Origin of the sequence: Chromobacterium alticapitis (genome assembly GCF_002924365.1) — a bacterium.
GTDB lineage: Bacteria > Pseudomonadota > Gammaproteobacteria > Burkholderiales > Chromobacteriaceae > Chromobacterium > Chromobacterium alticapitis.
Window position 1 is genome coordinate 15,860 of record NZ_PQWB01000049.1, and the last position, 21,319, is coordinate 37,178.

Annotated in this window: 20 protein-coding genes; 5 read left to right on the forward strand and 15 right to left on the reverse strand. The window is 65.2% G+C overall.

Annotated features, from left to right (window positions below):
- Positions 1 to 2: 2 nt before the first annotated feature.
- Genes C2I19_RS12525 through C2I19_RS12540 form a run of 4 tightly spaced genes read right to left on the reverse strand, consistent with a single transcriptional unit; the run spans position 3 to position 4,088 of the window.
- Positions 3 to 1,226, reverse strand: coding sequence for a hypothetical protein (locus C2I19_RS12525; protein WP_146056804.1), 1,224 nt, complete (start codon positions 1,224 to 1,226; stop codon positions 3 to 5).
- Positions 1,227 to 1,229: 3 nt separating this feature from the next.
- Entirely contained in the window at positions 1,230 to 2,003 is a 774-nt protein-coding gene (locus tag C2I19_RS12530) for an outer membrane lipoprotein-sorting protein (protein WP_103903032.1), read from the reverse strand.
- 10 nt (positions 2,004 to 2,013) lie between these two features.
- Positions 2,014 to 3,390, reverse strand: coding sequence for an ABC transporter permease (locus C2I19_RS12535; protein WP_103903033.1), 1,377 nt, complete (start codon positions 3,388 to 3,390; stop codon positions 2,014 to 2,016).
- Positions 3,387 to 4,088: an ABC transporter ATP-binding protein gene (locus C2I19_RS12540; protein ID WP_103903034.1), complete on the reverse strand. Its 702-nt coding sequence runs from the start codon at positions 4,086 to 4,088 to the stop codon at positions 3,387 to 3,389. The genes C2I19_RS12535 and C2I19_RS12540 overlap by 4 nt, the downstream gene beginning before the upstream one ends.
- A gap of 358 nt (positions 4,089 to 4,446) precedes the next feature.
- Here C2I19_RS12540 and ppk2 point away from each other — a divergent pair, with 358 nt between their 5' ends.
- The 4 genes from ppk2 (at position 4,447) to C2I19_RS12560 (ending at position 9,984) form a co-directional block, all read left to right on the forward strand.
- On the forward strand, positions 4,447 to 5,280 hold the full coding sequence (gene ppk2 / locus C2I19_RS12545) for a polyphosphate kinase 2 (RefSeq protein WP_199181165.1): 834 nt from the start codon (positions 4,447 to 4,449) through the stop codon (positions 5,278 to 5,280).
- A 96-nt stretch (positions 5,281 to 5,376) separates the two neighbouring features.
- A complete protein-coding gene (locus tag C2I19_RS12550) occupies positions 5,377 to 5,976 on the forward strand; it encodes a putative pterin-binding protein (RefSeq protein WP_103903036.1) in 600 nt (199 codons plus the stop codon).
- Positions 5,973 to 7,736 (forward strand): hybrid sensor histidine kinase/response regulator, encoded by a 1,764-nt coding sequence (locus tag C2I19_RS12555; RefSeq protein WP_103903037.1) that lies wholly within the window; start codon positions 5,973 to 5,975, stop codon positions 7,734 to 7,736. The genes C2I19_RS12550 and C2I19_RS12555 overlap by 4 nt, the downstream gene beginning before the upstream one ends.
- Positions 7,737 to 7,902: 166 nt before the next feature.
- Positions 7,903 to 9,984 (forward strand): methyl-accepting chemotaxis protein, encoded by a 2,082-nt coding sequence (locus C2I19_RS12560; RefSeq protein WP_103903038.1) that lies wholly within the window; start codon positions 7,903 to 7,905, stop codon positions 9,982 to 9,984.
- Positions 9,985 to 10,032: 48 nt separating this feature from the next.
- On the opposite strand, the gene C2I19_RS12565 is transcribed toward C2I19_RS12560, so the two are convergent.
- Positions 10,033 to 10,641 (reverse strand): LysE/ArgO family amino acid transporter, encoded by a 609-nt coding sequence (locus C2I19_RS12565; protein ID WP_103903039.1) that lies wholly within the window; start codon positions 10,639 to 10,641, stop codon positions 10,033 to 10,035.
- A gap of 126 nt (positions 10,642 to 10,767) precedes the next feature.
- On the opposite strand from C2I19_RS12565, the gene C2I19_RS12570 reads away from it, so the two are divergent.
- Positions 10,768 to 11,211 carry an Lrp/AsnC family transcriptional regulator gene (locus tag C2I19_RS12570; RefSeq protein WP_103903040.1) on the forward strand — a complete coding sequence of 148 codons (444 nt, stop codon included), beginning with the start codon at positions 10,768 to 10,770 and terminating at the stop codon, positions 11,209 to 11,211.
- Between the two features lie 6 nt (positions 11,212 to 11,217).
- On the opposite strand, the gene asnB is transcribed toward C2I19_RS12570, so the two are convergent.
- The 10 genes from asnB to C2I19_RS22495 all read right to left on the reverse strand — a co-directional run.
- A complete protein-coding gene (gene asnB / locus C2I19_RS12575) occupies positions 11,218 to 13,068 on the reverse strand; it encodes an asparagine synthase (glutamine-hydrolyzing) (protein ID WP_103903041.1) in 1,851 nt (616 codons plus the stop codon).
- A 168-nt stretch (positions 13,069 to 13,236) separates the two neighbouring features.
- Positions 13,237 to 14,451 carry a phospholipase D-like domain-containing protein gene (locus C2I19_RS12580; RefSeq protein ID WP_103903042.1) on the reverse strand — a complete coding sequence of 405 codons (1,215 nt, stop codon included), beginning with the start codon at positions 14,449 to 14,451 and terminating at the stop codon, positions 13,237 to 13,239.
- 117 nt (positions 14,452 to 14,568) lie between these two features.
- Positions 14,569 to 15,600, reverse strand: a complete 1,032-nt coding sequence (locus C2I19_RS12585) for a hypothetical protein (RefSeq protein ID WP_103903043.1) — start codon at positions 15,598 to 15,600, stop codon at positions 14,569 to 14,571.
- Between the two features lie 3 nt (positions 15,601 to 15,603).
- Positions 15,604 to 16,512 carry a flagellar hook-associated protein FlgL gene (gene flgL, locus C2I19_RS12590; RefSeq protein WP_103903044.1) on the reverse strand — a complete coding sequence of 303 codons (909 nt, stop codon included), beginning with the start codon at positions 16,510 to 16,512 and terminating at the stop codon, positions 15,604 to 15,606.
- Between the two features lie 8 nt (positions 16,513 to 16,520).
- Positions 16,521 to 17,888 (reverse strand): flagellar hook-associated protein FlgK, encoded by a 1,368-nt coding sequence (gene flgK, locus C2I19_RS12595; protein ID WP_103903045.1) that lies wholly within the window; start codon positions 17,886 to 17,888, stop codon positions 16,521 to 16,523.
- A 12-nt stretch (positions 17,889 to 17,900) separates the two neighbouring features.
- Positions 17,901 to 18,323: a rod-binding protein gene (locus tag C2I19_RS12600; RefSeq protein WP_103903046.1), complete on the reverse strand. Its 423-nt coding sequence runs from the start codon at positions 18,321 to 18,323 to the stop codon at positions 17,901 to 17,903.
- Between the two features lie 10 nt (positions 18,324 to 18,333).
- Positions 18,334 to 19,440, reverse strand: coding sequence for a flagellar basal body P-ring protein FlgI (locus C2I19_RS12605; protein ID WP_103903047.1), 1,107 nt, complete (start codon positions 19,438 to 19,440; stop codon positions 18,334 to 18,336).
- Between the two features lie 8 nt (positions 19,441 to 19,448).
- Positions 19,449 to 20,093, reverse strand: coding sequence for a flagellar basal body L-ring protein FlgH (flgH, locus tag C2I19_RS12610; RefSeq protein ID WP_233201180.1), 645 nt, complete (start codon positions 20,091 to 20,093; stop codon positions 19,449 to 19,451).
- A 5-nt stretch (positions 20,094 to 20,098) separates the two neighbouring features.
- Complete coding sequence (gene flgG, locus C2I19_RS12615) at positions 20,099 to 20,887, reverse strand: flagellar basal-body rod protein FlgG (RefSeq protein ID WP_103903049.1); 789 nt, start codon at positions 20,885 to 20,887, stop codon at positions 20,099 to 20,101.
- A 12-nt stretch (positions 20,888 to 20,899) separates the two neighbouring features.
- Positions 20,900 to 21,319 (reverse strand): flagellar basal body rod C-terminal domain-containing protein (locus C2I19_RS22495; protein WP_304529150.1); only part of this gene is annotated, 420 nt, incomplete at its 5' end.

Below are 21,319 nucleotides of genomic sequence, written 5' to 3' on the forward strand. Positions count from 1 at the left end.
CCTCAATAAAAATAATCGAACACCAGTTGCCAACTCTGCTGCGGCATCGCCGCGCCATACTGCGTCAGCGGCCCGCCGTCGAATCGCTGCCACTGCAAGGCCAGATCGACATGGGACCAATGGTAGCGCGCCTCTACCCAGTTCATGCCGCTACGGTCCACCAGGCTGGTCTGCCGCATCGCGGCCAGGTCCAGGCTGTCCACCAGCGCGTCCTGCCAGCTGGCGCGCAACAGGGCCGCGCGCCGCGTCAACAGCGAGGTCGAGTTTGCCATGCCCTGGCGATAAGACCCATAGAACGGGCTTTGCCGCAGACGGTCCCACTCGGCCGCCTCGGGCGCCGCGCCGTCGTACTGGCCCTCGAGCGTCAAGCTCAGCTTGTTGGCGCCGGTCCAGGTGCTGCCCAGCGCCAGCCGGTTGCGCCAGCCGCCGGCCTCCTCACCCAGCCAACGCCGCCAATCGCTCTCTGCCTGCCCGCCGGCCCATTCGACGTAGGCTACGGTCGAATCGGTCAGCACATGGCTGAGGTTGAAACCGAGCTGCGGCGAATCCCCGCGCTCGTGAAACAGCAGCCATTGCGGGTTCCAGCTTTCTGAAAATTGATAACTGAAAGCCAGCAACGCCCTTTGCTTGGGATTGCTCGCGCCCCAGTCCGGACTCAGGCCGTTGGAGGTGGGCGCGTCGGCCAGCTTGGGCGACCAGATCGCGGTCAGCGAGGCGGCTTCCCACAGCTTTTGCCAGCGCAGCATGACGTTGCCCAGGCGGTTCTGTCGCAAGCTTTCCTGATCGGCCGACACCACCGAGCGCACCGCGCCCTCGCCCAGAAAATCCGTGGGATTGTAGCCGACGCCGACGCCGTAGCGCGTGTTGACGCGGCCTATGTCCAAGATGTTCTCATTGCCGAAGGCGCGGCTCAGATAGGCTTCGCGCAGCGTGTTGACGCCATGGCTGCGCGCGGGCGAATTGTCGAAGCGCTGATCCAGCCTGTCCGACAGCACCGCCCGCCAGTCCGGACTGAGCCGGCCGTCCCAGCGCAGGTCGACAGACAGCCGCTGCGAATCCGGCATGGTTTGGTTGACGATGGCGGCGGCTTCGAACAGCAGCTGCAGGTCGCGCGGTTTGTCCGTCATGGCCGGCGTTTGGTCCGCCAACTGCAAGGCCGACGCGTCGTCATCGGCCAGAGCCGCCGCCGGCAGCGCCGCCAGCGCCAGCATGCACCAGGTTCGCATCGCTTACTCCGCCCGGAAGCGCGGCAGGTAGTCGCGCTGCAGCCAGGCTTCCGGCACCTCGCGCCAGGCGTAGTCGCTGTTGCGCATCACCGTCACCCACTTGGGGTTGAGGCCGTCTATGATCACGGTCTCGCTGGGCCGCTCCCGGCCCAGCGCCTCCCGGTAGCCGCGGTAGTACGCCGTTTTCAGCAGGCTGCCGCTCTCCGAGTAAAACTTGGCCTTGCGGCTGCGATAGCCATCCTTGTCCAGCCACAAGTCGATGGCGTGATAGGTGACGCCGCCGTTGCGCGCCGTCAGGCGCAGCTTGTAGCAATGCCGCGTCTGGCGGTCGCCGTCCTGGATGTCCTCCTCTCCGTCCAGCTTGGCGGTGTAATCCAGCGCCAGGTTCACCGTCACCACGTCGCCGTTGGAAGCCTGGCCCAGCAGACGCTGCTGCGGCGAAATCGGCACGCTGGCCTTGCTGGCCGGATCGTAGAACCACAGATCGTTGCCGTTCTTCAACATCAGCTTGCCGGCGTCGCGCGCCGGGCTGACGAAGCGCAGCAGGCTGCGGTACTGGCCGCTCTTCTCGTCGGCTCGCGAATACACCGCCAGCGCGCTGCGCTCGTTCTCCTGGCCGTCCTTGTAGCCGACCAGGGAGACGATCAAGCCAAACGGCTTGCCCGGATTGCGCACCGCGTCGCTGGCCGCCAGTATCGTCTGCGCGTCCGGCGCGGCCAGGGCCTGAGAGCCGGCCACAGACAGGCCCAAGGTCAAGGCTATCCACATCTTTTTCATGTTTTTCTCCTCAGGCGTGGCGCAGCGCGTCCACGATCACGGCGCGGGCGGCGCGGCGGGCCGGCCACCAGGCGGACAACATGGCCATCAGCATCAAGCCCAGCGCGGTGGCCAGCATCATGCCGCTCTCGCCCCACAGCCTCACATAGATGGGCGATGGATCCACCTGACCCGGCGGCAGCCAGGTCAGCCCGGCGTGGTTGATCAGCGCTGCCAGCAGCAGGGACAGCGCAATGCCGCAGACGCTGCCCAGGCCGCCCAGCATCACGCCCTCGCACAGGAACAGGCGCTGGATGCCGCCGCGGCGCAGGCCCATGGCGCGCAGCGTGCCTATCTCCACCGTGCGCTCCATCACCACCATATTCATGGTGTTGGCGATGGTGAACAGCGACACGCAGCCTATCAGGATGGACAGGAAGCCGAAGATGGTGCCGAACATGCCGGTGATCTGGCCGTATTGCGGCTGCAGCTCGGTGAAGTCATGCACGGCCAAAGGCTGGTCCTTCAACGCCGCTGCGAACAGCTGGGCCAGCCGGGCGCGGGCGGCCGGAATCTGCGCGGTGTGGCGCAATTGCAGCTCGATGGCGGTGACGCGCGGCTCGTCGGCGCCGTACACCAGCCGCTGCGCCTGAGCCAGGTGCAGGCTGATGTACATATCGTCCAGCTCCTTCACCCCCATGCTCTGCGCCTTCACCACCTGCAGCCTAGCCACATTGGGCGCGCCGCTGGCAGTGGCGGCCAACAGCTCGATGCCGCCGTCGGGCTCGGGTTGCGGCGCGGCGGCGGACAGCGCGGCCAGGTCGGCCGGCATGCTTTCGCCGCCCTTGTCTTGCTTCGGCGGCGGCGAACAATGCTCCACTTTCAGCGCGTCGCACAGTTGCAGCACCCGCGCCAGGCCCTTGCCTATCACCGCCGCATTGGGCGCGCTGCCGGTCAGCGCCGCCGGCTTGGCCGGGACGCCGAAATGGTAGTCGTCCCACTGCCGCATGCGGTTCTGCCCATCCACCTCGCTGCCCTGGGCGAACACAGTGCGCGAGGCGCCGGCGGCGTAGTGGCCGGCGATGCCGCCCAGCGACAGCGTGGGCGTGGCCACCAGCAACATGGGTTTGAGCATCGGGTCGTTCTCGACCACGCGGATCACGCGCTGGTAGTCGCGTATGCCATAGGCCGCCGGATTGCCGCTGCCGTACTCGAAAAAGTCCTTCTGCTGGATCTGCAGATGGCCCACGCCGCGCACGAAGCCGGTTTGCAAACCGTACTGCACGGTGCGGTTGTAGCCGCCGAACAGCAGCAGGGCCACCACGCCCGCCACCATGGTGCCCAGGGTGGCCAGCGTGCGGCGGCGGTTGCGCAAGAGATTGCGCCAGGCCAGTTTCACGGTATTCATGCCATTTCCTTTTCGGCTTGCGGTTGGGGACGGCTGACGCGGCCGTCGCGCACCAGGTAGCGATCATCCGCGGCGGCGATCACCTGCGGATCATGCGAAGAAAACACCACGGTCAGCTGATACTGGCGCTGCAAATCGCGCAGCAGGTCCAGAATGGCGGCGCCGGTCTGGCTGTCCAGATTGGCCGTCGGCTCGTCCGCCAACACCAGCGAGGGCCGATGCGCCAGGGCGCGGGCGATCGCCACGCGCTGGCGCTGGCCGCCAGACAGCTGGCCTGGGCGGTTGCGCGCCTTGTCGGCCAAGCCCACGGCGTCGAGCAGCTCCATCACCCTGCCCTTGCGCTCCGCCGCCGGCACCCGGTTCAGCAGCAGCGGATACTCCACGTTCTCGTAGGCCGACAATACCGGCAGCAAATTGAAGTTCTGAAAAATGAAGCCGATATGGCGGGCGCGGAAATCGCTGAGCGCGTCGTCATTCAAATGGACGATATCCTGCCCGGCCACCGCGATGGCGCCGCCGCCCGGCCGGTCCACTCCGCCTATCAGGTTAAGCAGCGTGGTCTTGCCGCTGCCGGAAGGGCCGGCCAGCACGGTGAAGCCGCCGGGCCGGATGGACAATTCCACATCCTGCAAGGCCGGCACCGTGACTTGGTCCAACAGATAGTGCTTGCAGACGCCATGCATCTCTACTGTCCACATCTTGACTCTCCTGGTGATGGGCGATGACGGCACTCTAAACACCGCGGCAGCCGCTCGCTTCGATCTGCGACGAGACGCGCCATGGCGGCGCGAACGGCGCCATTTTGGCGCGAGCAGCATGACAAACAGTTGATCCAGGACATCGACTGGCCGGTGCCGGCCGCTTACGATGAAACCCAGCGCCCACCATGCGAAAGGCCAGCAGATGACGCAAGACCAAGACAAGGAAACCCCGACCCAAGAAGCGGAACCCTCAGTTCCAGCCGCGCCCAAGCGCCGGCAGACGGCCCGCCAGCGCAATGTCGAGCGCGCGCACGAGGAGTCCGTGCACATCATCGAGGAAACCAGCCAACAGCCCATGGCCCGTCAAGTGGCGCTGGCGCCGCCCGGCAGCGAGGAAGACAGCGCCACCGCCGAGCTGCCCGCCTCCTACCCCTACCATGCGCGGATGCGCCGAACCGAATACGAGCGCCTGAAACAGGAGCTGCAGATCGAACTGCTGAAAGTGCAGAGCTGGGTCAAGGAAAGCGGACAGAAAATCGTCATCCTGTTCGAAGGGCGAGACGCGGCCGGCAAGGGCGGCGCCATCAAACGCTATATGGAGCACCTGAACCCGCGCGGCGCGCGCGTGGTGGCGCTGGAAAAACCCAGCGAGCTGGAGCGCAGCCAATGGTATTTCCAGCGCTACATCGCCCACCTGCCCAGCGCCGGCGAGATCGTGTTCTTCGACCGCTCCTGGTACAACCGCGCCGGCGTGGAGCGCGTGATGGGTTTCTGCTCGCCGCTGGAATATCTGGAATTCATGCGCCAGGCTCCTCAACTGGAGCGCATGCTGGTCAACAGCGGCATCAAGCTGTTCAAGTACTGGTTTTCAGTCAGCCGCGAAGAGCAGTTGCGCCGCTTCATCTCACGCCGCGACGACCCGCTGAAGCACTGGAAGCTGTCGCCCATAGACATACAGTCGCTGGACAAATGGGACGACTACACCGCAGCCAAGCAGGCGATGTTCTTCCACACCCATACCGGCGACGCGCCATGGACCGTGATCAAGTCCGACGACAAGAAGCGCGCCCGCCTCAATTGCATCCGCCACTTTCTGGCCAGGCTGGATTACCCCGGCAAGGACGCGCGGGTAGCGCATGCGCCGGACTCGCTGATCGTGGGCGACCCCGGCGAGATGCAAGGCGCCTGAAGCGGACGGGACGCCTTGGATGGCCTGGCCTTTGTAATAGGCCAGGCAAGGCTATAGACATATTTTCATTGCCTATGAAATCGACATTGGCATAATATGATTCGAAAATGCACGACGGATGCCCAAGCCAATCCGCGCGCTTCGTCCACCAGCCAGCTCGCATCCATGGATCACCATTCCGCCTGTCACCGACCGCGCCGCCCCGGCGCCTGCTCCGGCCTGGCCGCCACCCTGCTGTCGGCATGGCTGGCCATCGCCTCGCCATGCGGCCTCGCCGCGAGCCTGGCGATCAGCGGCGACATCGCCCATTTCACCCATCCGCGCGACAATAGCTATGTCTTCAGCCTGGACGCCCTGTCCCGCCTGCCGCAGCGCGAGATCAGCACGACAACCGACTGGACGCCCAAGGGCACTTTCCGCGGGCCGCTGCTGCGCGACGTGCTGGCCAAAGCCGGCGCCAAAGGCGCAAGCGTCAAAATTTACGGCGCCGACGACTACAGCATCACCATCCCCATTTCCGACTTCAAGCGCTACGACGCCATCCTCGCCAGCCACTGGAACGGCCGGCCGCTCCAGCTCGAGAATTACGGCCCGTTCTGGGTGATGTACCCGCTGCCGGCCATGTCGCAGGCGGAAACCAGCGGCAACTTTTCCTCCAAACTGATCTGGCAGGTCACCCGGATGGAAGTGCGATGAACCGGACCTGGCGCTTCGCGCCGCTCAAAATCATCGGCTACGGCCGCGCCTTCCTCGCGCTGTCGCTCTTCGCCACGCTGCTGATTTCCGCCGCCTTGTATTCGTCGGTGATCAAGCGGCCGATACCGGACAAGGCCAGCGACTTGTACTGGATGGTGGCGCAACTGCAGCTGTCGCTGAACCGGGTGGAGCTGGACGCCTGGCGCTACCGCGCCGGCCAGGCCGGCCTGCCGGACGTGGAGCGCAGCTATGCCATCGCCGTCAGCAAGTACCGCATGTATTCGCGCCCCTCCGCCGCCCATGACGTGCTGGCCCAGGTCGAGGGCTTCGCGGCGCTGAGCGCCGCCCTGGCCGAAGTGTTCGAACAGCCGCCGCGCGAATGGAGCCAACAGGATACGCAGCGATTATCGAGCGATCTGGCGCGGCTGCGCCCCCAACTGGCCGATTTCGCCGTGGGCGCCCGCCAGCGGGAAAACAGCGAAATGGTGCAGCAGCTGCGGTTGATGGAAAAGCACCAAACCCTGTATTTGCTGGGCCTGATGTGCTGGCTGGGCTTTCTCTGTCTGTTCTGGGTGGTGATGCACCGTTTCGGCAAGGTCAAACGCCAAGCCTCGCAACAGCAGCAGATATTGGAGCGGGAGCAAGCCGCCCGCGCCGCGCTGGTGCAAAGCGAGCTGGCGCGCGACACCTTTCTCGCCACCATCAGCCATGAAATCCGCTCGCCGCTGCAAAGCATACAAACCTGCGTGGAGCTGCTGGAGTACAGCGTGCAACGCGATTCCGCCGGCTACGGCTATCTGGCGCGGCTGAAACACAGCACGGAGCATCTGCTGGAACAGGTGCGGGACATCATGGACGTCTCCGCGCTGAAGAATCACCAGTTGACGCTGGAGCCGGCGCCGACCGACATCGCCGCGCTGATCGCCACGATAGAACTGGCGCACCGCGGCAATGCCGAGGCCAAGGGCCTGGCGCTGCTCATAGACTGCCCCGCCATGCCGCCGCTATGGCTGGATGGCCACCGGCTGCGCCAGATCGTGTGGAACCTGCTGTCCAACGCCATCCGTTACACCGACCACGGCCGCATCGAACTGATCCTGCGCCTGCAGGACAGGCAGTTGCTCGTCATGGTGCAGGACACCGGCGTCGGCATCCCCGACGACATCAAGGCCCAACTGTTCCGCCCCTTCGCCCGCGGCAAGTCGCGCCGCCCCGGCAGCAGCGGTCTGGGCCTCGCCATCGTTCACGAGCTGGTCATGCTGTTCGGCGGCAAGATCCAGGTTTCGACCGAAGTCGGCTCCGGATCCTGCTTCCGCCTGCTGCTGCCCGTCCAGCAAACGGGCGGCCAAGCCGCCTCCGAGTCCGGCGAGCCGCCTCAAGGCCGCATCCTGTTGCTGGATGACGACGATCACATCCGCGAGTCCTATCACGCCTTGCTGGAGGCCAAGGGCTATCTGGTGGACACCGTCTCCACCGTGCCTGCCGCCATAGAACTCGTGCTAGCCGATCGCTACCAGTTGCTGCTGCTGGACCTGCAGGTGGGCAACGCCAGCGGCTACGAGGTGGCGGAGGCTGCCCGCCGGGCATCGGCCAATCTCCAAACACCGGTCATAGGCATGACCGCGTTCAAGCAGGAATTCAACGACCCGCGCCATGCCCTGCTGGCCGGCAAGCTGGAGAAACCGTTCAATTTCGGACAACTGCAAAAGCTGCTGGCGCAATGCCTGCCTGCCGCGCAGATCGCCGCCAAAAACAGCTGATGCCCCGTTCTCAGCGGCAAACTCCTTAACACACCCCCATCCCATCCCATCGCCAGGGGTATTGCCTGCAAAATCAAGATAACGGTATATTCGAATCGGATAAGAACTTCTACTTAGCCGTATTGCCGCCGTACCCCGACAACACGTTGTTTCGCAGGTAAAGCTCATGAGTCAAACGCAAGCCAAATGGGGCCACCTGGGCATCCGCATCATCCTGGTCGCGGCAGCCGCCATCACGATAGCCTTCGCCGTCATGATAGGCCTGATCGCCAGACTGAATTACAACGCGGCGATAGACAGCGGCTACCAGCTGGCCTCGGAGCAAGCCGCCAGCTACGCCAAGGACGCGGAAAGCGCCTTTGACCAAAGCTTCCAGCTGCCGCGCCACCTGGCCGACACGGTGGAAGGCGTGCGCCGCGGCGGCAAGCCGGACCGCAAGCAGACCGACGCCATCATCATGCAGATGCTGGACAACGCCCCTCAATCCATAGGCCTGTGGATGCTGTGGGAACCCAATGCCTTCGACGGCGACGACAATGCTTTCCGCCTGGACTGGCCTCGCCACGATCCCTCCGGCCGCTATGAGCCCTACATCACGCGCAACGCTCAGGGCAAGGCGCAGATGGACGTCATGATGTCCACCGACCGCGTCAAAGACTTTCCCAAGTTCAAGGAACATCCGGAAACCTATCAACCGGACTATGAAAAGCCGGGCTGGGGCGATTTCTACTATGTGCCCAAACAGCGCGGCCGCGACACCATCACCGAACCCTATCCCTACGAGGTGCAGGGCAAGAAGGTGCTGGAAAGCTCGCTGGCCGTGGTGATGAAGAACGCCGCCGGCAAGATGGCCGGCGTATCGGCCACCGACGTGGCGCTGGACCAATTGCAAAAGCGCTTCGGCCAGATCCACCCGCGCGAGACAGGTTATATCCGCATCGCGTCCGAGGGTGGCGCCTACGTCGTCCATCCGCAAGCCGAGCTGCTGGGCAAGACCATAGCCAAGGATGACGCGCTGTTCTCCCATCTGGCCGACATCAAGAAAGGCCAGGACTTCGTCTACGAAGACGCCGGTTTCACCCACTTCTTCCATCCTATACGCATAGGCGACACCGGCCAGTTCTGGACGCTGGGCGTCAGCATTCCCACCGCCGCCATTACCGCCGATGCGCGGCGCGAAATGTACGCCGCCATCACCATAGGCGTGGTGGCGCTGGCGCTGATCCTGCTGCTGCTCACCGTGGTGATACGCGCGCTGACCCAGCCGCTGATCCGGCTGGCGGAAACGATGGAACAACTGGCCAACGGCGGCGGCGACCTGACCGCGCGCATCGCCATCGCCAACCACGACGAGATAGGCCGCACCGCCCATGCCTTCAACCGCTTCCTGGACAGCCTGCGCGACATGTTCGCTCAAGTCCGCGAGCAAAGCCGCCAGGTATCGGATGCGGCGGCCCGGCTCAGCCAGTCGGCCAGCCAAGTGCACGATGCCTCTACTCAGCAGTCCGACGCGGCCTCGGCCAGCGCCGCCAGCGTGCAGCAGGTCACCGTCGGCGCCCAGCACATCGCCAACACCGCCCAGCAGGCCGACGGCATCGCCCGCGAAACCGGCACGCTGACCGAGCAAAGCGTGGACAAGGTCAATCGCGTCACCAGCGAAATCCAGCGCATGACCGACACCATGCACGCGCTGGCGGACCGCATGAACGGCCTGGGCGAACGTTCGAACGAAGTCACCACCATAGTCGGCGTGATCAAGGACATCGCCGATCAGACCAATCTATTGGCGCTGAACGCAGCCATCGAAGCGGCGCGCGCCGGCGAGATGGGCCGCGGCTTCGCCGTAGTGGCCGACGAAGTGCGCAATCTGGCCGGCCGCACCGCCGAAGCCACAGTAAAGATCACGCGCATCGTCGAAGCCATAGGCAGCGAGACGAAACAAGCAGTAGGCGACGTGCAGAACAGCCGGCAGCAGGTGATCCTCAGCGTAGGCATCGCCGAAGAAGCCAACCAGTCCATGCGCGAAGTGCAGGACTACAATCGCCAGCTGGTGGTCAGCATAGTCGACATCGCCGCCGCCACGCGCCAGCAATCCAGCGCCAGCCAGGAAATCGCCCAGAACGTGGAGCGCATCAGCGGCATGGCGCAGAGCAACAACCAGACCGTGCGCGAAGTCAGCGACGCGGTGGGCAGGCTGCGCGAACTATCCGGCGAGCTGGAACGCCTGGTGGGCCACTTCAAGCTGTAAGCGCCGCCTCCGCGCTCTCCAGCAAGGCCCGGCTCCGCCGGGCCTTTTTCACGCGGATAGCCCCGCCGCGCGCCAGGCCAGCATGACGGCGAAGCCGAGCAAGACCCCGCCGCAAACGATATCCAGGCCGCGCCGCCCGGCCGGCCCCAAGCGCGCCAGCAGCGCGCCGCCGCCATAGGACAACGCAAGCCACCACAGCGCCGAGCCGCAGAACACCCCGCCGACGATCTCCACCTGCTTCCCCAGGCTGGCGGGCGCGCCGCCGGACAAGCCGGCCGCCACCGCGGCGAAGGACAATATGGTCATAGGATTGCTCAAGGTCAGCGCCAGGGTGCCGAGATAGGCCCGCCCCAGCCGCCGCTCGCCATCTTCCCGCCCGACACCCGCCGGCTTACGCAGCGTCGTCATGCCCAGCCAGGCCAACAACAAGCAGCCGGCCCAGGCCATCGGCTGGGCCAGCGCGCCGGCCCATTGCATCGCCAGGCCGCCGCCCAGCACGCCAGCCAATGCATACATGCCGTCGGCGCTGGCCGCGCCCAGGCCAGTGGCCAAACCCAGCCGCGAGCCCCCGCGCAGAGTGCGGCTGATGCACAGCAAACCTATCGGCCCCACCGGCGCCGCAATCGCCAACCCTATGCCCACGGCCTGCCAGAACATGGCGCGTCTCCCGAATCTCAATGGCTACAGTCTGCCAGCGCCATGCCGTCCGGCACATGGCGCTTTTTCGGCAGGCAGCCATGCTAACCTTCAAAATATCAGGCAAATGAATAGGGGAGTTTACGAATGGAAGTGGATGCCAAGTCTTGGTCGATATTGACCGCTCTGCAGGCCAATGCCCGGCAATCGCTGACCGAGCTTGCGCAGGCTGTGGGCCTGTCCGTGCCTGCGGTGTCAGAGCGGGTGAAGCGGCTGGAGGAAGCCGGCGTGATCCAGGGCTACCATGCGCGGGTGGCGCCGCTGCGTGCCGGCTACGCGCTGTCCGCGCTGGTGGGCATCACCGTGCCGCAGCCGGACAAAAAGACCTTGCTTGCTCGGTTGGAGGCCATGCCGGAAGTGATGGAATGCCACCACGTGACCGGCGTCGACTCCTACGTGTTCCGGCTTTTGGCGCGCGACGTGTCGCATCTGGAGATGCTGGTGGCGCAGTTGAACGATCTGGGCGAAACGCGCACCTCCATCATCCTGTCCACGCCGCTGGCGGGACGGCCGGTGCGGCCGCCCCGCTGAGCCGGCTTACAGATCCAGCGCCGCCTGGTGATGGCGCAGCCATTCATCCAGTCCCAGCGCCATTTCCAGGCCGGCGCGCTCCGGCGAGGTGCTGGTCTTGCCGAATGGCCGGTCCAACAGCTTCCAGGCCGCCGTCTTGTCCAGCAAGGGCAAGACCGGGGAGCGGGAGTCATCCAGCACGCGCATCAGCCCCTCGCGCAGAGCCTTCTCGTAAGCCGGGTCTTGCGTCGCGGGATACGGGCTCTTGACGCGCTGGACGATGGAGTCCGGCAGCACATCGCGGCAGGCCGCGCGCAACAGGCTCTTTTCCCGGCCGTCGAAGTTCTTCATGCTCCACGGCGCATTGAACACGTATTCCACCAGCCGGTGATCGCAGAACGGCACGCGCACTTCCAGCCCCACCGCCATGCTCATCCGGTCCTTGCGATCCAGCAAAGCCTGCACGAAGCGCGTCAGATGCATATGACTGATCTCGCGCATGCGCCTCTCCTTGGGCGAATCCGACGCCAGCCTGGGCGCCTCGGCCAAGGCCTGGGCATAGCTGTCGCGGCGGAAGCCGCTCATGTCCAGGCTGCGCAGCAAATCCGGCTTAAGCAGCGACTGGCCGTCGAAGAAGGAGCCCGTGGCGCCTGCCAGCCACGGAAAAGTGTCGGCGGCGACGGCGGATTCGTCATGGAACCAGCGATAGCCGCCGAACACCTCGTCGGCCGACTCGCCGGACAAGGCCACCGTGGACTGGCCGCGTATGGCTTCGAACAACTTGTACAAGGAAGGCAGCATGTCGCCCCAATAGGCCGGGGGCAGGTCCTGCGCGCCCAGCACCGCGGCGCGCAGCGCCGGATCGGCCAGATCGCGGCTTTGCAGCAGGATTTCGCTATGGTCGGTGCCGGCGTGGGCGGCCAGGTCCCGCACGAAAGGCGCGTCCGGCGAACCGCGCAGATGGTCTGCCTCGAAGGCTGCGCCGTGCTGGGCGAAGTCCACCGAGAACGAGCGCACCGCGCCCCTGCCCTGCCGCGCCATGCCGCGCGCGGCCAGTGCGGTGATGGCAGATGAGTCCAACCCGCCGGACAACAGCGTGCACAGCGGCACATCGGCAACGATCTGGCGTTCTACGATGTCATCCAGCAACTCGCGCACGGTTCGGATGGTGGCGGGCAGGTCGTCCGCATGCTCGCGCGCTTCCAACTGCCAGTAGCGATGCTTGCGCAGGCCGCGTCTATCCACCGTCACCATCTGTCCCGGCCGCACCTCATGCATGCCGGCGAACACAGCGGCCTCCGGCGTTTTCACCAGGTCCAGCAGCTCGCGCAGGCCATCGGCGGCGACGCGGCGCTTCGCCTCGGGATGGGCCAGGATGGCCTTGGGTTCGGAGCCGAACAGTACGCCGTCCGGCAGCGGGTAGTAATACAGCGGCTTCACCCCCATGCGGTCGCGCACCAGCAGCAGCTTCTCCTCGCGCGCGTCCCACAGCGCGAAAGCGTACATGCCGTTCAGCCTGTCCACCATCGCCTCGCCCCACTGCAGATAGGCGCGCAACGCCACTTCGGTGTCGCTGCGGGTGCGGAAGACCTGGCCCAGGCCTTGCAACGCCTCCCGCAGCTCGCGGAAGTTGTACACTTCGCCGGTATAGACCAGGCAAGCCAAAGTCCGGCCATCCTGCTCCGCCAGCATGGGCTGGCGGCCGCCTTCCAGATCGATGATGGACAAGCGGCGATGGCCCAGCGCGGCGCGGCGGTCCAGCCATAGTCCCCCGGCATCCGGCCCGCGCCGGGCCATCGTTTCCGTCATCGCCTCAACAATCCCGCGCTGCTCGCGCAGATCGCGCTCGAAGCTTACCCACCCTGCAATTCCGCACATCGTCAGGCTCTCCTCTTGTGAATGGCCGGGCGGCGCATCCTTCCCGGCAAATTATGCTAAACGCATTTCACAACAAAGGGCGGACAGGGGAGTCGAGAAACTGGCAATAAGGATGAGATGTTGACGTATATACGAAAAGACCCGCCCTTCCGGGCGGGTCTGCGAGTCTCAATCCGCCTGGCGGCAGGCCTTGTCCGGCGCCTGGTAGGCTCGGGATGCCTCAAGCGGCGCCGCGTAAGGCGAAGACCAGGTTTGCTCGTGCAGCTTGGCGATGCGCCCTGCCATCGCCGCGTTGCGCAATACCACCTCGACATTGCGCGACTTGTCCATATAGCCGCCGCTCCAATTGCTGGTGCCCACCCAGGCGATCTGGCCGTCTATCTCCATGGTCTTGCTGTGGATGACGCGGGCGAACGGAATGCAGGCGCCGTCGCGCGGTATCGTGACGATGCGCACCTCCATGCCCGGCAACACGGTCAGGCTCTTCAGATAGTCTATGCCCGGCTTTTCCAGATTCCAGTCCGACACCATCAGTTTGACCTTGACCCCGCGCGCCAACGCCCCGCGGATGGCGTTGTCGAACATCGGGTAATAACTGCGCGGCTTGCCATAGTTCAAAGGCGCGTAGTCCAGCAACTGGATGCGTACCTCCTGCTTGGCCTCGGCCATCAGGCGCGGCAGCGCCTGTTCGGAATCGCCCACGCCGTCCGGGTTGTAGGCATTGGGGCTGGACAACAGCACGGCGGGCTGAGACAGATCGGCCGCCTGCTCCGCCGCGCGAGCAGGCTTCACCTGGCCGCCGGCGGCCAGCGCGACCTGGGCTGACCAGTCCTGCTCGAAAATGGCCTGCAAGCGGCCTGCCATCGCCGCGTCGTCTATCTTCAAGCCGGTTTCATGGATGTGCTGCAGCGAGCGCCAGTCGAAGTTCTGACTGCCCACATAGCCGGTCTTGCCGTCCGCCACGATGAACTTGGCGTGGATGATGCCGTTGCCGGTCAGCTGGTTGTAGTCCAGCTGGCGGTATTGCAGATTGGGGATGCGCTTGAGCCGCTCTATGGTGGCCGGCTCGCTGGCGAACATGCCCTTCTTCTCCATCAGGAAGCGGATCTTCACGCCGCGCTTGCCGGCGGCTTCCAGATGTTCAATCACGCCATCCAGCTTGCTGCCCGCCTGATCCGCCACATAGAACTGCTCCAGGTCGATCTCGCGCTTGGCGGAGTCGAACATCTGGCTCCATACGGTCGCCGGATCACGCAGGTCAGGCGTGTCCAGCTGAGCATGCTGCGGCGCGGTATGCACCAGCTCGAAGCCGGGGATGGAAAAATCGGCGCGGGCCAGCGGCGCGGCCAGCATCAGGACCAGCGGCAAGCAGCGTGGAGACATGGGGGAGCTTCCTCGGGAAAATCGCAGATCATGACACAGACATGTTAATAGGGTATGTAGAAGGCATGAAAAAGCCGCCCTTGCAAGGCGGCCTTCTGTTGGACGAATTTCGCGCGATCACCTCAGCGAGAGCAGGGCCAGCACGCGATAGCGGCTGATGCCCAACACGGCCGGCACCAGTTGCTGCAGATGATTGAAATCGGCCGTTTGGTTCAGCCTGGCGTTGAAGTCGCTGGCGAAGCCGCTGGCCCAGCTTTGCTCGTCGCTGTTCGACAGCTGGCTGATGGACTGCCTAGCCTCGGCGATGGCGTTGTCTATCGCCGTGCGAGTCTGCTGCAGCCGGGCGATCGCGCGCAGCACGTCCTGCAGCGTGAGCCGCACCTGGGCGTGGTCGTCCATGCTCCAGCTCGAGGCGTCCATTGCCGGCGCCTCCGGCTCCAGGCTCAATGGCTGCGGCACGCCGCCAGGGAAGCGCACGCCGCCGCCGCGCACGGTCAGCGAGCCCTGCAGCTGCGCCCAATCCTGTTCGCTGCAACTGAAGCCCAGCCGGCCGCTGTCGTCCAACTCGCAACGCGCGCCGGCCGGCCCCAGCGCCTGGTTCAGCGCGCGCAGCACATCGTCGCGGCTCGCGCCCTCGCCGACTTGCACCGCCGACGCCGCGCCGCCGGCCGCGGCGAAGACCAGCGTTTCCGGCTGTCCCGACGTCAGATTATCCAAATCCAGTCCGCGCGCGCTGAAATTCAGCCGCGACGGCGCGCCCAAAGACAGCCGCAGCCGGCTGTCCAGGCTGCCGGCGCTGTCGTCGCGGCGGCGTTGCCAGGATTGCTGCAGCTGGTCGCGCTGGGCATTCAAGCCATCCACGTCCAGTCGCCGCTGCGTCAATTGCTGGCTGAGGCTGTCCTTGAACGACTGCAGCTGGCTCAGCATGTCGTCGACGTAATCCTGCGCGCATTGCGCCGAGGTCAGCTGTTCGTTCAGCTGCGTGCTGTAGCGCCAGCCGGAAGCGCCGGCGGGCTGCGGACGGGCGCTGGCCAGCGCGGGGCGGGCGGCCGAGCCGCCGCGCGACGCCGCCGGCGCGATCACCGCGCCATCCTTGCCCCAGCGTTTGTCTCCCGGAGCCTGGCCGATGGAACCTAAAGTGGCTGACATGGCTTAAATCGCATCAAACAAGGTCAGCTGGCTGACTTTGCCGTAGGCCTTCTGGCTGGCTTGCAGCGCCATGGACAGCTGGTTCATGTTCATGAAAGCTGTGCCATAGTCCAGGCTGCCCAGTTCCAGCATGCTCTGCTGGTTGGCCAAGCTCAGACTGTTGTGGTTGCCGTCCAGGGTCTGCAGCACGTTTTGCGCGCCGCCCAATTCGGAAATGCTGCCGCTTACCTTGCTCAGCGCGCTGTCCACGCTATCCATGGTGGCGCGCACCGTGGCGCCCACCGCCGGGTCGTTGCCGTTCAGCGCCGGGCTTTGCAGCGTGGCTATCGCCTTGTCCAGCTGGTTGAGCAGCGCCGGCATGGATTCCAGCGTGACGTTGGACGGCTGGGTGACGCCCTCGCCCACCGTCACCTGCTGGCGATCGGTATTGCCGTTGAAACTGTAACGGTTGCCAACCGGCTGGCTGGCATCGACTTGGATCGATGCATTGTTGACGGCGCTGCCGGAAAACAAATAGCGGCCCTCGCTGTCCTTGGTATTGGCGGCGAACAATAGGCTGTCGCGCAGGCTGGCCAGCGGGGCGGCCATCGCCTTCAGGTCCTCGGGGGCCGGCTGGTTGGCCGCCGCCACCAGAATGTCGCGCGTATTGTTCAGGTCGCTGACGATGCCGTCCAGCAAAGACTCGTTCTGGCTCAGCTTGGATTTCAGGGCGCCGATATTGTCGCGGTACTGCGACAGCGACGCTTCCTCGCGCTGCAGCCGCAGCAGGCGCACGCTGGCGATGGGATTTTCCGATGGCGCCAGCATGCTCTTGCCGCTGGACATCTTCTGCAGAAGCTCGGCCATGCCGGCGCTGCTGTTCTGCATGGCCAGGAGCACGACGGACTGGTATTGATTGCTGGAGATGCGCATGCTCGTCCTTACAAGATGGCCAGCGTGCTTTCGAACAGCTGGTTCGCTATCGAAATCACTTTCATATTGGCCTGGTACATCTTCTGATATTCGATCAGGCTCACCGCCTCTTCATTGCTGTTGACGCCTGAGGTGCCCTGCCAGTTTTTTTCCGCTTCGGCGCGGATCACGTTGGCGGTATCCAGGCCTGCCTTGTTCTGCTGGCTGGCGATGGCCAGGTGGCCGATCATCTGCGAATAGGCGTCGCCCAGCGTCACATTGCCGATGCCGGCCAAGGGGATGGTCTGCTGCTTGATGGCGATGATCTGCTGCAGATTGTCGTTGTTGCCGGGCTTGGCCGGATCGGCGGAGAAGCCGAGATCCGCCGGGCCGATGCCGGTGGCTTGCAACAGGCCGTGGGCCGCGCCGGGATCGAACTGGAACAGTGGCTTGCCCGGCTGGCCATTCATATCGTAACCCTGGGCCAGTTGCTGATTGACGCGGCCGGCCAGCTCGCCGGCCAGCGCGCGCACCTGGTCCTGCGCCGGGCGCAATACCTGGGTTTCAAACTGGTTGAGACCGCCAAGCTGCCCGCCCAGATCGCCGCCCGGCATGGCGTATTTCTCGCTGCCGAAGGCGAGCTTCAGCTGCTGGCTGCCATCGGGCTGGGTCTCGCTGGACAGCGTGGCCGCGGCGTCGCCGGATACCAGCGGCAAGCCGTTGGTCAGCGAAACCGACTTGCCGCCGTCAGGCTGGGCCAGCACCCGCACGTCCACCAACGAAGCCAGCGCATCGATCTGCCGGTCGCGCTCGTCCTCCAGGCCCGAGGTATTGATGCCCTGGGCGCGGGCCGCCACCAGCTTGGCGTTCAAGGCCGCCAGGTTCGCCGTGCCGCTGTTGATCTGGCTCAGCGTGGCGTTGCGCTGCTCGCCGATGGCGGCCTGCTGCGAAGTCAGCACGCCATACAGATTGTTGAAGCGCTGCGCCAGCGACCCCGCCTCGCGCACCACCTGGTCGCGCATGGTGTTGGAGTCCAGGCTGGCGGCGTTCAGCGCGGCGAAAAATTTGTCGAAACCGGTGGACAGGCTGCTGCCATCGCTGCCCATCACCTGCTCCAACTGGCTGAAATAGGGCTGGGCGGCGGATAGCGAGCCGACATTGGAGCCCGCCTGCCATTGCTGCAGATTGCGGTAGTCGTCGCTGAAGCGGCGCACGCTGGCCACCGACACGCCGTAGCCTGCGCTCAGCGGATCGCCGGCGCCCGGCGTTTGCGTGGCCAGCACCACGCCCTGGCGCGTGTAGCCGGGCGTTTGCTGGTTGGCGATGTTCTGGCTGGCCGTGTTCAGCGCGACCTGGGCGGCCTGCGCGCCGGTCAGCGCGTTATCGATCATGCGCATGGTGGGCGATCATCACTTGGAAAGGGGAAACATCGGCGCGGAAAAGGCCGCCAATCCCTGGCCGGCGTCGCGCCCCTGCTGCAAACGGGCGACGGCCTCGTCCGCGTTCTTAACGGGAATATTCCCATCCGCCGGCAAGAGCTGAGACAAAATCAGGTTGGCGATGCCGAAAGCGCGGCGTCCGGCCAGTTGATCGGCCAGAGCGCCGTAGGCGATGTCCTGCATATCGCCGTTGACCGAGGAGGAGGAACCGCCGTCCGCGCCGGCCACTTCCTGGGTGGCCTTGCGCATCTGCTTGAACATTTCGCGCACGAACTGCGCCTCGAACATTTCCGCGGCCTTGCCCGCCTTCTTGCGGTATTCCGGGCTGGCCGCCGCCACCGGCTGCTCGCCGCCGGCTCCGGCGGACGGATTCTGCAAATCGTTGTTCAGCATGCGCCTCTCCTTAAATGACGATCAGCTCGCCATCAATCGCCCCGGCCTGGTCCAAGGCCTGCAGGATGGCCATCACGTCGTCCGGCGTGGCGCCGGTGCGGTTGACCGCGTCTATGATGGCGCGCAGGCTGGCCCCGGCCGGCCACTTGAACATCTGGCCCTTGCCCTGCTGCACGTCCACATTGGAATTGGGCACCACCTGGGTGGTGCCATTGCTGAACGGCCCCGGCTGGCTGACCTGGGAGGTTTCGGAAATCACCACCCGCAGGCTGCCGTGCGACACCGCCGCCGCGCGCACGGTGACGCCCTCGCTGATCACCACGGTGCCGGTGCGCGAGTTGAACACCACGCGCGGAATGTCCGGCCCGGTGTCCACATTGAGCTTCTCCAGCCGCGCCACGAAAGCCACGCGCTCGGTCGGGTCCAGCGGCGCCTTCACTTCTATGGTGGTGGCGTTGCGGGTGCCGGCGATCTTGCCGTAACTGCGGTTGATCGCCTTCACCACATTGGTGGCGGTTTCGAAACTGGGTCGGCGCAGGCTGAGCCGCACCGAGTCGCCCTGCTCGAAATCGCTGGGAATCTCGCGCTCGATGCTGGCGCCGTTGGGGATGCGGCCGGCGGTGGGCGTGTTGACGGTGACGCTGGAGCCGCTCTTGCCTTGGGCGGACAGCCCGCCTATCACCACATTGCCCTGGGCCAGCGCGTACACCTCGCCATTGGCCGCCTTCAGCTGGGTCAACAGCAAAGTGCCGCCGCGCAGGCTTTTGGCATCGCCCAGGGACGATACCGTCACGTCTATGGTCTGGCCGCGGCTATAGCCGGGCGGCAAGCTGGCGCTGACCATCACCGCCGCCACGTTCTTGACGCGGGTGTCGGTTTTTTCCGGCATTTTCAGGCCGAACTGCTTCAGCATATTGGCCACGGATTGGCCGGAGAACTTCACCTGCGAGTTGTCGCCGGTGCCGTCCAGGCCCACGACGATGCCGTAACCTATCAGCTGGTTGTCGCGTATGCCTTCCACGTTGACCAGCTGGCGCAGCGGCTGGGCGGCGGCGGCAAACGACAACGCCGCCAGCATGGCGGCGGCGCACAGGCGCTTCAAAATTCTGGATTCCATCGATCACCCTAGAACGGCATCAGCGGACTGACGAAAAACTTCATCAGCCACCCGGGGTTGTTGGCGTCGGCCAGCGCGCCGCTGCCGGAATAGCCGATGCGGGCGTTGGCGATGCGCAGCGAGGAAACGCGGTTGTCGGTGTCTATGTCCTCTATCCGCACATAGCCGGCCAGCTTCAGCGTTTCCTCGCCCTGGTTCAGGGTCAGTTGCTTCTCGCCCTGCACCTGCAACAAACCGTTGGGCAGCACTTTGTGCACCACCACGGTCAGCGAGCCGGCCAGCGCGTTCTGCTGGGTGGAGGTGGAGGAGCCGTTGAAGCTGCGGTTGGCGTCTATGCCGGCCTGCACATTGAACGTGCTGTTGCCCAGCAGCGACGGGCCTATCTTGGCGCCGGACTGCTTGCCGAAGGTGGTGCCGGCCTGCTTGCTGGCCTGGGTGGTTTCCTCCAGCACCACGGTCAGCACGTCGCCGGGGCGGAAGGCGCGATTGTCCGAAGTCAGCGACAAGGCGCCTGCCGGCGTGAACACGCCGCCGCCTCGCGGCGCCAGCGCCTGCTGCTGGGTCAGCTGCGGCAGCGGGTCGGGCGGCGGCGGCGCCGGCTGAAACTGGGCGCAGCCGGCCAACAGCAAGGCGGCGAGAGCGAACAGGCGCATCGGGGTCATCGCACCGACTGGCCCAGCTGCTGCAGCATATTGTCGGCGGCAGTCAGCACCTTGGTGTTCATCTCATAGGTGCGCTGCGCGGCTATCATGTCCACCATTTCTTCCACCACCTGTACATTGGAGCCTTCCAGGCTGCCTTGCTTCAGCTTGCCCAGCGCATCGGCGCCCGGATTGCCGGTGGTAGGGTTGCCGCTGGCGGCGGTTTCCTGGAACAAGTTGTCGCCCAGCGCCAACAGGCCGGTGGGATTGACGAAATTGGCCAGCGTGATTTGGCCGACATCGGTGGGCGTGGCGCTGCTGCCCTCAGTCACCGACACCGCGCCGGTCTCGCTGATCGAAATCTTGGTGGCGGTGGCCGGAATCTTGACTTCAGGCTGCAAGGGCAGGCCCTGGGCGTTGACCAGCAGGCCGTCCGCATTCAGCTGCAACTGGCCGGCGCGGGTATAGCCGGTTTCGCCATTGCCCATCTTCACCTGCAAAAACCCCTGGCCGACGATGGCCACGTCCAGGCTCTGGCTGGTGGTGGTGAGATTGCCCTCGGTGAACACCTTCTGGCTGCCCACCAGCCGCGTGCCGTTGCCCAGCTGCACGCCGGACGGCGAGGTGTTGTTGTCGTCCACCTTGCTGCCGGGCTGGCGGTCCACCTGGTAGAACATGTCCTCGAACACCATGCGGTCGCGCTTGAAGCCGGTGGTATTGACGTTGGCCAGATTGTTGGCGATGGCGGTCAGGCGCGCGTCTTGCGCCTGAATGCCGGTCTTGCTGATCCACAGTGCCGGATTCATCTATATCCCCTATCAGCCGCGCACCAGACGGTTGCCCGCCTCGTTCATGTCGCTGGCGGCGCTGAACAGTTTCATCTGCATTTCAAAATTGCGGTTGAGCGTCATGGTGGCCACCAGCTCTTCCACCGCAGACACATTGCTGCGCTCCAGGTGGCCGCTCTGAACCGTCACGGTGCCGTCCGCCGGGAACGGCGCGTTCGCGCGCGGCACGATCAAGCCGTCCGCGCTCTTGGCCAGCTCGCTCGCATCCGGTTTGACCAGCTTGAGCTTGTCCACCGGCTGCATCTCGGCGTTGCCGGGATTCAGCACCGAGACCGTGCCGTCGGCGGCGATGCTGGCTTTGAGATAGCCCTCGGGCAGGCGAATCGGACCGCCGTCGCCCAGCACCGGGTGGCCGTTGACGCTGAGCGCGCCATCCGCGCCGGTCTGCAG

Bases quoted from the DNA above. Each gene is read 5' to 3' on its own strand.
- C2I19_RS12550 (WP_103903036.1), top strand. From the start codon at position 5,377: ATGATTCGAAAATGCACGACGGATGCCCAAGCCAATCCGCGCGCTTCG.
- C2I19_RS12605 (WP_103903047.1), bottom strand. From the start codon at position 19,440: ATGGAATCCAGAATTTTGAAGCGCCTGTGCGCCGCCGCCATGCTGGCG.
- C2I19_RS12585 (WP_103903043.1), bottom strand. From the start codon at position 15,600: ATGTCAGCCACTTTAGGTTCCATCGGCCAGGCTCCGGGAGACAAACGC.
- C2I19_RS12560 (WP_103903038.1), top strand. From the start codon at position 7,903: ATGAGTCAAACGCAAGCCAAATGGGGCCACCTGGGCATCCGCATCATC.
- C2I19_RS12535 (WP_103903033.1), bottom strand. From the start codon at position 3,390: ATGAATACCGTGAAACTGGCCTGGCGCAATCTCTTGCGCAACCGCCGC.
- C2I19_RS12525 (WP_146056804.1), bottom strand. From the start codon at position 1,226: ATGCGAACCTGGTGCATGCTGGCGCTGGCGGCGCTGCCGGCGGCGGCT.
- C2I19_RS12570 (WP_103903040.1), top strand. From the start codon at position 10,768: ATGGAAGTGGATGCCAAGTCTTGGTCGATATTGACCGCTCTGCAGGCC.
- C2I19_RS12555 (WP_103903037.1), top strand. From the start codon at position 5,973: ATGAACCGGACCTGGCGCTTCGCGCCGCTCAAAATCATCGGCTACGGC.
- asnB (WP_103903041.1), bottom strand. From the start codon at position 13,068: ATGTGCGGAATTGCAGGGTGGGTAAGCTTCGAGCGCGATCTGCGCGAG.
- flgG (WP_103903049.1), bottom strand. From the start codon at position 20,887: ATGAATCCGGCACTGTGGATCAGCAAGACCGGCATTCAGGCGCAAGAC.
- C2I19_RS12565 (WP_103903039.1), bottom strand. From the start codon at position 10,641: ATGTTCTGGCAGGCCGTGGGCATAGGGTTGGCGATTGCGGCGCCGGTG.
- C2I19_RS12530 (WP_103903032.1), bottom strand. From the start codon at position 2,003: ATGAAAAAGATGTGGATAGCCTTGACCTTGGGCCTGTCTGTGGCCGGC.
- flgH (WP_233201180.1), bottom strand. From the start codon at position 20,093: ATGCGCCTGTTCGCTCTCGCCGCCTTGCTGTTGGCCGGCTGCGCCCAG.
- C2I19_RS12540 (WP_103903034.1), bottom strand. From the start codon at position 4,088: ATGTGGACAGTAGAGATGCATGGCGTCTGCAAGCACTATCTGTTGGAC.
- flgL (WP_103903044.1), bottom strand. From the start codon at position 16,512: ATGCGCATCTCCAGCAATCAATACCAGTCCGTCGTGCTCCTGGCCATG.
- C2I19_RS12580 (WP_103903042.1), bottom strand. From the start codon at position 14,451: ATGTCTCCACGCTGCTTGCCGCTGGTCCTGATGCTGGCCGCGCCGCTG.
- ppk2 (WP_199181165.1), top strand. From the start codon at position 4,447: ATGGCCCGTCAAGTGGCGCTGGCGCCGCCCGGCAGCGAGGAAGACAGC.
- C2I19_RS12600 (WP_103903046.1), bottom strand. From the start codon at position 18,323: ATGCTGAACAACGATTTGCAGAATCCGTCCGCCGGAGCCGGCGGCGAG.
- flgK (WP_103903045.1), bottom strand. From the start codon at position 17,888: ATGCGCATGATCGATAACGCGCTGACCGGCGCGCAGGCCGCCCAGGTC.